The 14,239-nt window shown below is 45.3% G+C and carries 5 protein-coding genes, 16 tRNA genes and 5 rRNA genes; 10 read left to right on the top strand and 16 right to left on the bottom strand.

Features of this window, described 5'->3' with window-relative positions:
* Positions 1-55 precede the first annotated feature (55 nt).
* From rrf (AC3CIA_RS13780) to AC3CIA_RS13735, 10 genes are all read left to right on the top strand, one after another.
* Positions 56-171, top strand: a 5S ribosomal RNA gene (gene rrf / locus AC3CIA_RS13780).
* 397 nt (positions 172-568) lie between these two features.
* A 16S ribosomal RNA gene (locus tag AC3CIA_RS13775) occupies positions 569-2,123 on the top strand.
* Positions 2,124-2,190: 67 nt separating this feature from the next.
* Positions 2,191-2,267: transfer RNA gene (locus tag AC3CIA_RS13770), tRNA-Ile, on the top strand.
* Between the two features lie 21 nt (positions 2,268-2,288).
* A tRNA-Ala gene (locus AC3CIA_RS13765) sits at positions 2,289-2,364 on the top strand.
* Positions 2,365-2,665: 301 nt separating this feature from the next.
* Positions 2,666-5,558, top strand: a 23S ribosomal RNA gene (locus AC3CIA_RS13760).
* A 98-nt stretch (positions 5,559-5,656) separates the two neighbouring features.
* Positions 5,657-5,772 (top strand): 5S ribosomal RNA (gene rrf / locus AC3CIA_RS13755).
* A 72-nt stretch (positions 5,773-5,844) separates the two neighbouring features.
* Positions 5,845-5,921, top strand: a tRNA-Thr gene (locus AC3CIA_RS13750).
* Positions 5,922-5,963: 42 nt separating this feature from the next.
* Positions 5,964-6,079: ribosomal RNA gene (gene rrf, locus AC3CIA_RS13745) — 5S ribosomal RNA — on the top strand.
* Together the 16S, 23S and 5S rRNA genes with 4 tRNA genes alongside form the textbook arrangement of a ribosomal RNA operon.
* Positions 6,080-6,109: 30 nt before the next feature.
* Positions 6,110-6,186, top strand: a tRNA-Asp gene (locus tag AC3CIA_RS13740).
* A 1,006-nt stretch (positions 6,187-7,192) separates the two neighbouring features.
* Complete coding sequence (locus AC3CIA_RS13735) at positions 7,193-7,588, top strand: DUF2391 family protein (RefSeq protein WP_017079303.1); 396 nt, start codon at positions 7,193-7,195, stop codon at positions 7,586-7,588.
* Between the two features lie 349 nt (positions 7,589-7,937).
* Here AC3CIA_RS13735 and AC3CIA_RS13730 read toward each other — a convergent pair.
* The 16 genes from AC3CIA_RS13730 to mutY form a co-directional block, all read right to left on the bottom strand.
* Positions 7,938-8,013 (bottom strand) — tRNA-Asn (locus tag AC3CIA_RS13730).
* Positions 8,014-8,042: 29 nt separating this feature from the next.
* Positions 8,043-8,118, bottom strand: a tRNA-Thr gene (locus tag AC3CIA_RS13725).
* 36 nt (positions 8,119-8,154) lie between these two features.
* Positions 8,155-8,230, bottom strand: a tRNA-Asn gene (locus AC3CIA_RS13720).
* A gap of 24 nt (positions 8,231-8,254) precedes the next feature.
* Positions 8,255-8,330, bottom strand: a tRNA-Thr gene (locus tag AC3CIA_RS13715).
* A 56-nt stretch (positions 8,331-8,386) separates the two neighbouring features.
* A tRNA-Phe gene (locus tag AC3CIA_RS13710) sits at positions 8,387-8,462 on the bottom strand.
* 235 nt (positions 8,463-8,697) lie between these two features.
* A complete protein-coding gene (locus AC3CIA_RS13705) occupies positions 8,698-10,323 on the bottom strand; it encodes a methyl-accepting chemotaxis protein (RefSeq protein ID WP_488518242.1) in 1,626 nt (541 codons plus the stop codon).
* 399 nt (positions 10,324-10,722) lie between these two features.
* Positions 10,723-10,798: transfer RNA gene (locus tag AC3CIA_RS13700), tRNA-Asn, on the bottom strand.
* Between the two features lie 56 nt (positions 10,799-10,854).
* Positions 10,855-10,930, bottom strand: a tRNA-Phe gene (locus AC3CIA_RS13695).
* A gap of 7 nt (positions 10,931-10,937) precedes the next feature.
* Positions 10,938-11,013, bottom strand: a tRNA-Thr gene (locus tag AC3CIA_RS13690).
* 70 nt (positions 11,014-11,083) lie between these two features.
* Positions 11,084-11,159: transfer RNA gene (locus tag AC3CIA_RS13685), tRNA-Asn, on the bottom strand.
* Positions 11,160-11,215: 56 nt separating this feature from the next.
* A tRNA-Phe gene (locus AC3CIA_RS13680) sits at positions 11,216-11,291 on the bottom strand.
* Positions 11,292-11,298: 7 nt separating this feature from the next.
* Positions 11,299-11,374: transfer RNA gene (locus tag AC3CIA_RS13675), tRNA-Thr, on the bottom strand.
* Positions 11,375-11,448: 74 nt separating this feature from the next.
* A tRNA-Phe gene (locus AC3CIA_RS13670) sits at positions 11,449-11,524 on the bottom strand.
* Positions 11,525-11,627: 103 nt separating this feature from the next.
* On the bottom strand, positions 11,628-12,761 hold the full coding sequence (mltC, locus tag AC3CIA_RS13665; protein ID WP_017084369.1) for a membrane-bound lytic murein transglycosylase MltC: 1,134 nt from the start codon (positions 12,759-12,761) through the stop codon (positions 11,628-11,630).
* A gap of 69 nt (positions 12,762-12,830) precedes the next feature.
* Positions 12,831-13,103 carry an oxidative damage protection protein gene (locus tag AC3CIA_RS13660; protein ID WP_004735465.1) on the bottom strand — a complete coding sequence of 91 codons (273 nt, stop codon included), beginning with the start codon at positions 13,101-13,103 and terminating at the stop codon, positions 12,831-12,833.
* A gap of 28 nt (positions 13,104-13,131) precedes the next feature.
* Positions 13,132-14,193: an A/G-specific adenine glycosylase gene (mutY, locus tag AC3CIA_RS13655; protein WP_102340774.1), complete on the bottom strand. Its 1,062-nt coding sequence runs from the start codon at positions 14,191-14,193 to the stop codon at positions 13,132-13,134.
* Between the last annotated feature and the right edge of the window lie 46 nt (positions 14,194-14,239).

Here is a 14,239-nt window from a genome sequence, read left to right as displayed (position 1 = left end):
TGAATGCGTTTGAAGAGAAATACTTTTAGATAAGCTTTCCGAATTTTAAAATTTGCTTGGCGACCATAGCATTGTGGACCCACCTGATTCCATGCCGAACTCAGAAGTGAAACACAATAGCGCCGATGGTAGTGTGGGGTTTCCCCATGTGAGAGTAGGACATCGCCAGGCTTTAATTTCGACTTTGTCTAGTTTCTAGACAAGTCACCATAGAGTTCTAAGTTTTCTTAGTATTTTATGTTGACTTTCAAAGTGGAAAGCGTATTATACGCGTCCTGCTTAAGTGCTAAGGCACTGAAAGCAAAGCTCTTTAACAATTTAAACCTATCAATCTGTGTGGGCACTCGTTGATGAATATCAAAACGTTTTATCCTTTGGATAAAACAGTTACTTCGGTAACAAAATTGATTTCAATGAACTGAGTGACCAATACAAAGTTAAGTTTACTTAATTTTGGCACAGTCAATTCATTACCATTCTGTTGGAATGGTAATAGCTTTAGAATTACATGTTCATGTTTACATGAATATTAGTTTTGAAGTCAGTATTCGTTGAGTCACAAAATCTTAAATTGAAGAGTTTGATCATGGCTCAGATTGAACGCTGGCGGCAGGCCTAACACATGCAAGTCGAGCGGAAACGACACTAACAATCCTTCGGGTGCGTTAATGGGCGTCGAGCGGCGGACGGGTGAGTAATGCCTAGGAAATTGCCTTGATGTGGGGGATAACCATTGGAAACGATGGCTAATACCGCATAATGCCTACGGGCCAAAGAGGGGGATCTTCGGACCTCTCGCGTCAAGATATGCCTAGGTGGGATTAGCTAGTTGGTGAGGTAATGGCTCACCAAGGCGACGATCCCTAGCTGGTCTGAGAGGATGATCAGCCACACTGGAACTGAGACACGGTCCAGACTCCTACGGGAGGCAGCAGTGGGGAATATTGCACAATGGGCGAAAGCCTGATGCAGCCATGCCGCGTGTATGAAGAAGGCCTTCGGGTTGTAAAGTACTTTCAGTTGTGAGGAAGGGTGTGTAGTTAATAGCTGCGCATCTTGACGTTAGCAACAGAAGAAGCACCGGCTAACTCCGTGCCAGCAGCCGCGGTAATACGGAGGGTGCGAGCGTTAATCGGAATTACTGGGCGTAAAGCGCATGCAGGTGGTTCATTAAGTCAGATGTGAAAGCCCGGGGCTCAACCTCGGAACTGCATTTGAAACTGGTGAACTAGAGTGCTGTAGAGGGGGGTAGAATTTCAGGTGTAGCGGTGAAATGCGTAGAGATCTGAAGGAATACCAGTGGCGAAGGCGGCCCCCTGGACAGACACTGACACTCAGATGCGAAAGCGTGGGGAGCAAACAGGATTAGATACCCTGGTAGTCCACGCCGTAAACGATGTCTACTTGGAGGTTGTGGCCTTGAGCCGTGGCTTTCGGAGCTAACGCGTTAAGTAGACCGCCTGGGGAGTACGGTCGCAAGATTAAAACTCAAATGAATTGACGGGGGCCCGCACAAGCGGTGGAGCATGTGGTTTAATTCGATGCAACGCGAAGAACCTTACCTACTCTTGACATCCAGAGAAGCCAGCGGAGACGCAGGTGTGCCTTCGGGAACTCTGAGACAGGTGCTGCATGGCTGTCGTCAGCTCGTGTTGTGAAATGTTGGGTTAAGTCCCGCAACGAGCGCAACCCTTATCCTTGTTTGCCAGCGAGTAATGTCGGGAACTCCAGGGAGACTGCCGGTGATAAACCGGAGGAAGGTGGGGACGACGTCAAGTCATCATGGCCCTTACGAGTAGGGCTACACACGTGCTACAATGGCGCATACAGAGGGCAGCAAGCTAGCGATAGTGAGCGAATCCCAAAAAGTGCGTCGTAGTCCGGATTGGAGTCTGCAACTCGACTCCATGAAGTCGGAATCGCTAGTAATCGTGAATCAGAATGTCACGGTGAATACGTTCCCGGGCCTTGTACACACCGCCCGTCACACCATGGGAGTGGGCTGCAAAAGAAGTGGGTAGTTTAACCTTTCGGGGAGGACGCTCACCACTTTGTGGTTCATGACTGGGGTGAAGTCGTAACAAGGTAGCCCTAGGGGAACCTGGGGCTGGATCACCTCCTTATACGAAGATATTTACGATGAGTGTCCACACAGATTGATTAGGTTTAGAAAGTAAAAGAGACGATATTGGGTCTGTAGCTCAGCTGGTTAGAGCGCTCGCCTGATAAGCGGGAGGTCGGTGGTTCGAGTCCACTCAGACCCACCAATATCGACTAGATACAAAGATGGGGCTATAGCTCAGCTGGGAGAGCGCCTGCCTTGCACGCAGGAGGTCTGCGGTTCGATCCCGCATAGCTCCACCATCTTTAAGTGTTTTTATCTGAAAATATTTAAAAATGGTTTCGAAAGAAATCTAGCTCTTTAACAATTTGGAAAGCTGACTGATTTGATTACTTACGAGTAATTCAATCAAATTTAAAAGTTCTCAATGTTTATCTTTCATTAGATAAACACAACAAACACATTCAAGTGTCTTGTATTCGAATCAATGTTTACATTGATTCACAATTGAGTCCGGCAAACAGTCATCAAGAATTAACCCTTCTTGATGACAACCAAAAACCTTGGTTAGTTGCCATACACTAAGACCCTTTCGGGTTGTATGGTTAAGTGACTAAGCGTACACGGTGGATGCCTTGGCAGTCAGAGGCGATGAAAGGCGTAATAACTTGCGATAAGCCCAGATTAGGTAGTAATAACCTTTTGAGTCTGGGATTCCTGAATGGGGAAACCCACTTACATAAGTAAGTATCCTGTTGTGAATACATAGCAACAGGAGGCAAACCGGGGGAACTGAAACATCTAAGTACCCCGAGGAAGAGAAATCAACCGAGATTCCGAAAGTAGCGGCGAGCGAAATTGGATTAGCCCTTAAGCTTTTAATGATGCAGGTGAAGAGTCTGGAAAGTCTCGCAGTAAAGGGTGATAGCCCCGTAACCGACACATCATAATCAGTGAAAACGAGTAGGGCGGGACACGTGATATCCTGTCTGAATATGGGGGGACCATCCTCCAAGGCTAAATACTACTGACTGACCGATAGTGAACCAGTACCGTGAGGGAAAGGCGAAAAGAACCCCTGTGAGGGGAGTGAAATAGAACCTGAAACCGTGTACGTACAAGCAGTAGGAGCACCTTCGTGGTGTGACTGCGTACCTTTTGTATAATGGGTCAGCGACTTAATTTTAGTAGCAAGGTTAACCGTTTAGGGGAGCCGTAGGGAAACCGAGTCTTAACTGGGCGTACAGTTGCTAGGATTAGACCCGAAACCAGGTGATCTAGCCATGGGCAGGTTGAAGGTTGAGTAACATCAACTGGAGGACCGAACCGACTAATGTTGAAAAATTAGCGGATGACTTGTGGCTAGGGGTGAAAGGCCAATCAAACCTGGAGATAGCTGGTTCTCCCCGAAAGCTATTTAGGTAGCGCCTCGGACGAATACTACTGGGGGTAGAGCACTGTTAAGGCTAGGGGGTCATCCCGACTTACCAACCCTTTGCAAACTCCGAATACCAGTAAGTACTATCCGGGAGACACACGGCGGGTGCTAACGTCCGTCGTGGAGAGGGAAACAACCCAGACCGCCAGCTAAGGTCCCAAAGTATAGCTAAGTGGGAAACGATGTGGGAAGGCTCAGACAGCCAGGATGTTGGCTTAGAAGCAGCCATCATTTAAAGAAAGCGTAATAGCTCACTGGTCGAGTCGGCCTGCGCGGAAGATGTAACGGGGCTAAGCTATACACCGAAGCTGCGGCTACGTACCTTAGGGTATGTGGGGTAGGGGAGCGTTCTGTAAGCCGTTGAAGGTGTGCTGTAAGGCATGCTGGAGGTATCAGAAGTGCGAATGCTGACATGAGTAACGATAAAGGGAGTGAAAAACTCCCTCGCCGGAAGACCAAGGGTTCCTGTCCAACGTTAATCGGGGCAGGGTAAGTCGACTCCTAAGGCGAGGCCGAAAGGCGTAGTCGATGGGAAACGGGTTAATATTCCCGTACTTCTTACAATTGCGATGGGGGGACGGAGAAGGCTAGGTGGGCCTGGCGACGGTTGTCCAGGTTCAAGTACGTAGGCGGAAAGTTTAGGTAAATCCGGACTTTCTTAACGCTGAGATACGATGTCGAGCTACTACGGTAGTGAAGTCATTGATGCCATGCTTCCAGGAAAAGCCTCTAAGCTTCAGATTGTAAGGAATCGTACCCCAAACCGACACAGGTGGTCGGGTAGAGAATACCAAGGCGCTTGAGAGAACTCGGGTGAAGGAACTAGGCAAAATGGTACCGTAACTTCGGGAGAAGGTACGCTCTTATCAGTGAAGTCCCTTGCGGATGGAGCAGACGAGAGTCGCAGATACCAGGTGGCTGCAACTGTTTATTAAAAACACAGCACTGTGCAAAATCGTAAGATGACGTATACGGTGTGACGCCTGCCCGGTGCCGGAAGGTTAATTGATGGGGTTAGACTTCGGTCGAAGCTCTTGATCGAAGCCCCGGTAAACGGCGGCCGTAACTATAACGGTCCTAAGGTAGCGAAATTCCTTGTCGGGTAAGTTCCGACCTGCACGAATGGCGTAATGATGGCCACGCTGTCTCCACCCGAGACTCAGTGAAATTGAAATCGCTGTGAAGATGCAGTGTACCCGCGGCTAGACGGAAAGACCCCGTGAACCTTTACTACAGCTTGGCACTGAACATTGAACCTACATGTGTAGGATAGGTGGGAGACTATGAAATTGCGTCGCTAGATGTGATGGAGTCGTCCTTGAAATACCACCCTTGTAGTTTTGATGTTCTAACGTTGGTCCCTGAATCGGGATTACGGACAGTGCCTGGTGGGTAGTTTGACTGGGGCGGTCTCCTCCCAAAGAGTAACGGAGGAGCACGAAGGTGGGCTAAACACGGTTGGACATCGTGTGGTTAGTGCAATGGCATAAGCCCGCTTGACTGCGAGAATGACAATTCGAGCAGGTGCGAAAGCAGGTCATAGTGATCCGGTGGTTCTGAATGGAAGGGCCATCGCTCAACGGATAAAAGGTACTCCGGGGATAACAGGCTGATACCGCCCAAGAGTTCATATCGACGGCGGTGTTTGGCACCTCGATGTCGGCTCATCACATCCTGGGGCTGAAGTCGGTCCCAAGGGTATGGCTGTTCGCCATTTAAAGTGGTACGCGAGCTGGGTTTAGAACGTCGTGAGACAGTTCGGTCCCTATCTGCCGTGGGCGTTGGAAAATTGAAAGGGGCTGCTCCTAGTACGAGAGGACCGGAGTGGACGAACCTCTGGTGTTCGGGTTGTCATGCCAATGGCATTGCCCGGTAGCTAAGTTCGGAATCGATAACCGCTGAAAGCATCTAAGCGGGAAGCGAGCCTTGAGATGAGTTTTCCCTGGCACTATAAGTGTCCTAAAGGGTTGTCGTAGACTACGACGTTGATAGGCAGGGTGTGTAAGTGCTGCGAGGCATTGAGCTAACCTGTACTAATTGCCCGTGAGGCTTAACCATACAACACCCAAGGGGTTTTGTGGACTCAGAAGTACCAGACCTTGAATGAGTTTGAAGAGATATAACTTTTAAATCAGTTTTCCGAATTTTAAAATTTGCTTGGCGACCATAGCATTGTGGACCCACCTGATTCCATGCCGAACTCAGAAGTGAAACACAATAGCGCCGATGGTAGTGTGGGGTTTCCCCATGTGAGAGTAGGACATCGCCAGGCTCCAAATTTATTTTCACTTTTTAAAAGTGAAGACAAAAGTTTTCAGAATCGTTTTTAAACGACTCCTGAATTGCTGATATAGCTCAGCCCGGTAGAGCGCACCCTTGGTAAGGGTGAGGTCCCCAGTTCGAGTCTGGGTATCAGCACCACTATTTAGTTGATTTGATTAATCAAGTTGACAACAGAATTTGTTTGACGACCATAGCATTGTGGACCCACCTGATTCCATGCCGAACTCAGAAGTGAAACACAATAGCGCCGATGGTAGTGTGGGGTTTCCCCATGTGAGAGTAGGACATCGTCAGGCTTAAATTGCATTATGCTGAATAGACACTGCGGAGTGGTAGTTCAGTTGGTTAGAATACCGGCCTGTCACGCCGGGGGTCGCGGGTTCGAGTCCCGTCCACTCCGCCACTTATTTAGAAGCCTCGCTAGAAATAGCGGGGCTTTTTTACATCTAAATTATAGTGTTTCGCCCTTCCATCTAATGACTTCCACATAAGGTTTCCCGTAAACCATAACTCCTAGCCAACGCGTCCCCATTATTCCGTCACTTATCAGAAATCCCAATCCTACGACTAGAATCACATCATTTCTGATTCCAATTGTGGTTTGATACAAGAATGACTTCAAACGCACGCAGATCTTTAAGCTTACTAATCAAATACTCGAGCCATACGAGGTTGTAAGTTAGTCTAATGAGACTCAGCGCCCCAATTCAATACCTGAAACTATACAAGCATTACAACTCATCCTGCTTGCTCATTGTTTGGAGCCCTCCTCAAGTATTAGTTAATAGATCTTTGTCTAGGAAACCTGACTTCTGTTCTATCTGTGAATCTAGAGGATAGTTCTGGTGTGTAATTAGGACTCCATCATGGGGACTTCTGCTAAGAACGCTAGGGCCCTTAATGATTCGATTTCATGCTCTTGCTATGCATTAAACTTAAACCAATCTTAATTGTATTGAGCACCCTGTTTGAAGCATCTCAAAGGGGGAAAGCGGACTAGATTCAGTTTGAAGGTGAGAGTCGATAGGTTGAGCTCCCCAAGTGATGCTGGAAGGATATATAAGCTAAGAAATAGACTATCCCCCGATCCGTGCAGTGATGTTTATCCCCCAACTGATTGAGGTTCTCTGGTTCTAGGCACTGGTATCTTAGGATGTTTGCCGGTATTTCTTCGATTCTGATGTGCTTGTTGACCCGATATGAATTAGTTGTTTCACCGCTTTTACTCTGAACATATTGATTTCTTGCTGGTTAGTTCAAGCTATGTTTAAGTTATTACGACTAATATTAAGCTAAGAATTGTCATTTCTGTTGCTTGGTAGGAATAGAAAATTCCCCCAAATCATCGGCAGATAATTTTGTGATTATTTTAAAAATAGATAAAGCCTTAAAACCTAATGGGTCGAATTATGAAATTAAGCTTTAACTTTGAAGATGCGAGCCAGATCTTTGTAGGATCTTTTGCTTTGGCCGTGCCGATTTCTTTTTCTGAGGAAGCCTGGAAGTTAGGGGAGACTTTGCCCACAGCTAACTTGCTGTTGTTGTTTCTATTGTCTGCTGTATTCCTGGGCTTTTACACGTATGAGAGTGTATTTCAGAAAGATATTGTCGCTCGGTTGCCAGTGTTTATTTTCAGAATTGTTATTGCTTATGTGATGACTGCATTGGTTGTTGCTTTGGTGCTGACTTGTTTGGACAAGCTTCCTTTATTAAGCGATCCAATTGTATCTATCAAAAGGGTAATTGTTATTTCTATGCCAGCGTCTATGGGAGCGATTGTAGTGGATAGTTTCGATAAAGAGTGAGTCGTATGTCATTTCAATTTAAGCAACCAACAGAGCCTTTCTAGAGCTTATTTGAATTCATTATTTAGCTTTTAATTCCCGCCCCCATTACGACTAGAATTTCTCAGCAGAGCACCTCTATAGATAACGAAAGTAGCCCTTCGTGATGACTGGCTTCTTGCAAGAGTGACAAGTTTGTTCTTGTGATAGCTTGAGCGGAATTAAAGAGAAAAGTCTGATTGCTTTAGAAGAGCATTAAAAGTGTTGGTTTTCGAATTAAATGAGGTAGTAAAAGGTGAGTAGACTGGTATGGATGAGTTCGGATCTTTAAATGCAAAAAGGCCGCATCAATGATGCGGCCTTTTCTAATTGGCTCCCCTTGCAAGACTTGAACTTGCGACATACGGATTAACAGTCCGCCGTTCTACCAACTGAACTAAAGGGGAATTGATTGTTTAGTCTCTAATCAAGAGAATGGTGCCGACTACCGGAATCGAACTGGTGACCTACTGATTACAAGTCAGTTGCTCTACCTACTGAGCTAAGTCGGCATCATGAATCAAAAAGCTTATGCTTGATGATTAACTTGGCTCCCCTTGCAAGACTTGAACTTGCGACATACGGATTAACAGTCCGCCGTTCTACCAACTGAACTAAAGGGGAATTATTCTTAAAGCTTTAAAGAAATGGTGCCGACTACCGGAGTCGAACTGGTGACCTACTGATTACAAGTCAGTTGCTCTACCTACTGAGCTAAGTCGGCACATAATATTTCTTTGTGCTTTATTGTTGTTGTCTAGGACACCAACAAATAAATTGTGGTGCCCGGAGGCGGAATCGAACCACCGACACGAGGATTTTCAATCCTCTGCTCTACCGACTGAGCTATCCGGGCGACGAGGTGTATTAAACGTGTTTTCGCGTTCTGGGTCAACATTAAATTGCAAAAAAAGTATCGTTTGATGTTTTTCTATACTTAGTGGATTGTTTTTGTTCGTTTGGGGCTAAAAACCTAGGTCTAGCATGCTCTAAAAGATACTGAAACTACGGTTAACTGGACTGAATAGGCACCGAAACAAAAAAAGCACGTATGAAAACGTGCTTTTATATTTAAGAATTTACTCGAGAGTTTAGTGTTTTACTTCAAACCTATTAACCCAAGCTTCTAATTCGTTAGAAAGGGAGGTGAGAGTTTGAGTGCTGTTATGACTTTCTGTCACCACATTACTCAGTTGGTTGCCACTTTCTTCGATCATATTGATACGCTTCGAAATATCGTCACTCACCTGAGTCTGCTCAGCGGCGGCTGTCGCGATTTGATGACTCATCGATGAAATAGACTCTAATGCGATAACAATCTGTTGTAGAGCTTCAGAGGCATTCTGGGACTCTGTTACGGTGCTTTTACTGGTAGTCGCACACACTTCCATAGTTTTTATCGCGTTACGAGAGCCTTCTTGAAGGTTATTGATCATTAGCTGGATTTCTTTCGTGCTTGACTGTGTTCTACCTGCAAGGTTGCGAACTTCATCTGCTACAACGGCAAATCCGCGACCTTGTTCACCAGCACGCGCCGCTTCAATTGCCGCATTTAGCGCTAGAAGGTTAGTTTGTTCTGCAATATCACCGATGACGTCTAAGACCTTAACGATGTTATGTACATCGCTATCTAAGTTAGCGACGGCTTCACTTGCTGTGCCGAGTTGGCCTGCTAGACCTTGAATGTTATCTACGGTGTTGTGAATTAGGAGCTGAGTATGTTGGCTCTGTTTATCAGCTTCGTCAGTATTACGCGCAGTATCGCCCGCTGAATCAGCAACATTGTTGGCTGAAGAGGCCATTTCCGTCATAGCTGTCGCGATCATCTCAGTCGACTGTTGCTGAGTCTCGGTCAGCTGAGCGATAGAACCTGCACGATCTTCCACGCGCTGTAACTCACCTCTCAGTGCCAACATTGATGCATTGAGGTTTGAAACTAGCTCTGCTAACGACTTACTCATTTGTTGTACGGCGTGATAAATACTGCCGTTTATTGCCTGAGTTTCAAAAGAGGTTTGAATACGGCCTTCTGCGACGGCTTGTACCGCTTCTCTTACATCTTTAGGCTCGCCGCCAAGAAGTGCTAGCATTCGCTTAATAGATACAATTAGGCTTGATAAAATAAGGCCAGCAATCACGACACATAGAAACAATTGCCATTGAGCCGTTGACCAGAAACGTGCATTGACTTCATTGAAGCCGATACCTGTACCTACAACCCAACCCCAATGTGGAGTCTTCTCTGCAATAGACAGTTTTTCTTCAATCGTTCCGTCTGGAAGCTTTTGTGTCCAGGTGTACTCAATGATCTGGCCAGTACGATTGCCAAGTACTCGTTGAATGAGCTGGCCAACGCTATTTCCATCACCGTCTTTAAAATCATTAAAGCTGGTCCCGTGTAGTTGTGGATCCAGAGGTGTCGCAACAAACGTCATGTTTTCATCCGCAACATAGACGTATTCATTGTCTTTATAGATGTTGTTACGTAGTAGGCGAGTAGCAAGCTGTTTGGCCTGTTGTTCTTCTAGGGTGCCATCAACGGCCATTTTTTCGACTTCAGTAAGAATGCTGTATGCGCTCTTAAATAGCTCTGTCACACGAGCTTTGTTGTCCATGTTACTAGCGACTCTCAAGGTCCATAAACCAGTAGCAGTTAGCGCCAGCAGAGCGATCAAGATGATGCCCGATAATAAGTAAGCTTGCGTTTTTAATTTCATATTTTCCTGCGTAGCGATTAAATAATTAGTATTAGATATAATTCATCGAATCTTAATCTAAGTCGTGTAGGGCAGATATCAGAAAGATATCAAAACATGATGAAGATTAAATTTACGAAGCAAAAAAAGTAACGGGCCGACGTGTTGTTTATTTTTATGTGACGATACGCGGCTAAAGGTGTTTAATTTCAGAGATGGTTTAGTTTGTATCGATAGGGTTTGAACGAATTCAAGGATTGGTACTGTCGAGATAGGAAAGGGGATGCTTTAACTTTATGGGGGTGATCAGGGCTTGATGTTGAGCTGGCGGCAATACTGAATAGAGTTAGAGTTAGAGTTAGAGTTAGCTTTTGCTCAAACGAAAAAAAGCCAAGTCTTTCGACTTGGCTTTCTTGAATGTGGCTCCCCTTGCAAGACTTGAACTTGCGACATACGGATTAACAGTCCGCCGTTCTACCAACTGAACTAAAGGGGAATTACTTGTCTTAACATCAGGTCTATAAAGACCATTATTTGTTAAGTACCAAATAATGGTGCCTCGAGGCGGAATCGAACCACCGACACGCGGATTTTCAATCCGCTGCTCTACCGACTGAGCTATCGAGGCAAAAGAATGGTGCCGACTACCGGAGTCGAACTGGTGACCTACTGATTACAAGTCAGTTGCTCTACCTACTGAGCTAAGTCGGCACACTAAATTCTTTGCTTTAGAGAGTAAACTCTCTAATTAAAACCTCATATAAAATGAAGTTCTTTAAAATGGCTCCCCTTGCAAGACTTGAACTTGCGACATACGGATTAACAGTCCGCCGTTCTACCAACTGAACTAAAGGGGAATTACTTGTCTCAACATCAGGTCTATAAAGACCATTATTTGTTAAGTACCAAATAATGGTGCCTCGAGGCGGAATCGAACCACCGACACGCGGATTTTCAATCCGCTGCTCTACCGACTGAGCTATCGAGGCAAAAGAATGGTGCCGACTACCGGAGTCGAACTGGTGACCTACTGATTACAAGTCAGTTGCTCTACCTACTGAGCTAAGTCGGCACACTAAATTCTTTATGCTTTTGTTCGTGTTGCTACTCCCTGTTAAAGAGTAATGACACCAACAAATCAAATTGTGGTGCCCGGAGGCGGAATCGAACCACCGACACGAGGATTTTCAATCCTCTGCTCTACCGACTGAGCTATCCGGGCAACGGAGCGCTATTAAACGGATTTTCTGCATAACCGTCAACACCTTTTTTGAAAATAATTAAAAAAAACGTTCGTTAGTTGTTTTTTTATTCAAAAGTGAGGCTTACGTTTTACCTTGGTTAAAATCTTTCTTGAATTTTGTTACTTTTTCTAAGTATCGACGCGACTCTTTGTTTGGGTGTTTCTTTGTCAGCGCCCAGTAAGCTTGACTAGGTTGCAATGAATTTAAGTCACGCATTGCTCGCTTTCGGTCTTTGCTGAAGGTATTTAGTACCCCACCAGTGCCACCGTTGTATGCTGAGATCATGCTGTACTCAAGCGTTGTTGGGTGCTGCACGTCCTTCAAATAACGATTTTTAAGGATGTAAAAGTACGCAGTGCCAGCATCAATGTTGTTTTCTGGATTGAATAAGTACTCAGGACTTGGTTCTCCAGGTTTCTTTTTGACAAGCTTAAAGACATCTCGACCTGCGGTTTTTGGGACTACCTGCATAAGACCATAAGCGTTCGCCCAACTCACAGCGTATGGGTTAAAACTACTCTCTGTTTTGATGATCGCGTAAATCAAGTCTTCAGGGATGTCATAACGTTGGGATGCGCGACGAACGATATCGGCGTACTTATAGCTTCGTTTGCTGGCGTGATCGGCCACCATTGGGATTTCGACGTAGTAAGCTTTTTTAAAGTCGACTTCCTTGGTTTTTAAGTTATTAGCGATCAAGTAATCGGCAAACTTGTTCGCGCGCCATGTCCATTGGATTGGCTTCTTATCTTGATCAACGACTTGGTTATAAAGGAAAGGTTGACCTTCTAACTTGATGCTTTTGGAAGAGAATAGATCGACATTCGCAGGATCATCTGGCGTCAAAAGTGTCGTCATTATTGCATTTTTGAGGTGCTTTTTAGGATCCGTTGAGGAGACGGTTTCAACTGTGATCAGGCCTTGGCTAAAGTTTACTTCTGAACGACTCAAGTAATTATCTATGTATTTCACATAGTTACTCTTACCCGCCATCTTTACTTCACTGCTGCCCCAACGTTTTTGGATATTGCCAGAAAAGCTATTAATTAAAGAATCTAACGCCCCAGTGTCTTTTTCAAATTGACCGGGTAGCTCCGCTAAATTACTGACAAATCGGTTGGTTGGTTCGTAATTAACATCATAAATGCTTTCGACAAATTCACGACTGCAGCCAGTTAACAACATGGCTGTTAGGAAGTAACTTAGCTTTTTCATAGTTCCTCATACAAAAATGACATCGCAGCGTTAACCATGATGTCATTAAAATTTGCTTAAATAAATGTCTTATTCGCTTGGTGGAGTGTAGCCATCAATAACGACATCTTTACCTTCGAAAAGGAAGTTAACCATCTCAGTTTCAAGAAGTTTACGATGTTCAGGATCCATCATATTTAGCTTCTTCTCATTGATAAGCATGGTTTGCTTGCTTTGCCATTGCCCCCAAGCTTCTTTAGAGATGTTGTCAAAGATACGCTTACCTAAGTCACCTGGGTAAAGTTGAAAATCTAGGCCTTCAGCATCTTTTTGAAGGCGAGCACAAAATACAGTGCGGCTCATAGTGGTTCCTCTTATCGCGTTCGTTGATTCAAACGTCGTCGTTCAGTTCAAAGGGTAGGCTCTCAATAAGCTGCTTTACAGGAGCTGCTAGGCCAATTTCTTCCGGTTTTGATAAGTTATACCAGAGACCTTTAGTCCCTTCCATTATCAAATCTGGTTGTTTATCTAATTTTACTAATACAGGTGTGATATCTAAGTGGTAGTGGCTGAAAGTATGTCGAAACGCAATCATGGTCTTGATCGAATCGGTTTCGTTGTCTTTGATCGAACGAAGATCTAATTGATGTTCGATCTCTGCGTTTTCATTTTGAGGGAAACAGAACAGTCCTCCCCAGATACCAGACTGAGGGCGTTGTTCGAGCCATACTTGATTATCGTGGTACAGAATCACAAACCATGTTTCTTTTATTGGCTTTTCTTTCTTAGGCTTTTTGCCAGGGAAATCGAGCTGTCTATCGAGCTTCTTAGCCTCGCACATGCTTTCAATCGGGCACAACGTACATTTGGGCTTGCTACGAGTACAAACCATGGCACCCATATCCATCATGGCTTGATTGTACTTATCGACATCTTGATTGGGAGTGTGTGCTTCTGCGTGTTCCCAAAGCTGGTTCTCGACTTTCTTTTGCCCCGGCCAACCTTCTACTGCAAAGCTTCTCGCCAAGGTGCGCTTGACGTTGCCATCAAGAATCGCATGAGGGAGTTTATGCACAGAGGACAGCACTGCAGCGGCAGTAGAACGTCCAATACCCGGTAGCGCGTTCATTTCTTCGATAGAAAGCGGAAACTCACCACCGTATTGCTCAGCAACAATCTTGGCAGCCTTGTGCAAGTTACGAGCTCGCGCGTAATAGCCAAGCCCTGTCCATAAGTGAAGTACCTCGTCTTGCTCGGCGTTCGCTAGGTCAATAACCGTTGGGAAACGTTCTAAGAAGCGTTGGTAGTATGGAATCACCGTGGCGACTTGAGTCTGCTGAAGCATGATTTCAGATAGCCAAACGGTGTAGGCGGTTTTGTTTTGTTGCCAAGGTAATTCTTTACGCCCAAAGGCGTCATACCACTTTAATATGGCGGTTGCGAAAGGAGTCACGACATGCTCTATGCTTTGCTATTATTAGGAGTGAAATTGCACCACA

It is taken from the genome of Vibrio sp. QJM3NY_27, assembly GCF_057785955.1.
The sequence above is the reverse complement of the archived record's forward strand: the minus strand, read 5'-3'. Positions and strand labels throughout refer to the sequence as shown.